The organism is Rhizobium redzepovicii (genome assembly GCF_019793435.1).
GTDB classification, from domain to species: domain Bacteria; phylum Pseudomonadota; class Alphaproteobacteria; order Rhizobiales; family Rhizobiaceae; genus Rhizobium; species Rhizobium redzepovicii.
The window spans coordinates 1-255 of record NZ_JAILYH010000123.1; the positions used below are offsets into that span (position 1 = coordinate 1).

Genomic DNA, 255 nt, shown 5'->3' on the forward strand with positions numbered 1-255 from the left:
CCTTCTGGTAGTCCGCATTCGCATAGAGCGATTTGCGGGTGCCCGGAGGTGCATTCAGCCAGCCTTCCTTCTCGGCGACGAGGTTGCTGTATTCCTTGCTGGTTGCCCAGGCGACGAACTTCTCAGCAGCTTCGGCCTTCTGGGTACCTGCCGGGATGGCGAGGCTCCAGGCCCAGAGCCAGTTGCCGCGCTTGCCGAGGCCCTTGTCCGGGGCGAGCGCGAAGCCGACCTTGTCGGCGACCTGCGACTGCTTCG

At 64.7% G+C, this 255-nt stretch carries 1 protein-coding gene; it reads right to left on the reverse strand.

The window, feature by feature from the left end; genetic code table 11:
- Nucleotides 1–255 (reverse strand): extracellular solute-binding protein (locus K6N12_RS33875; protein ID WP_222149196.1); only part of this gene is annotated, 255 nt, incomplete at both ends.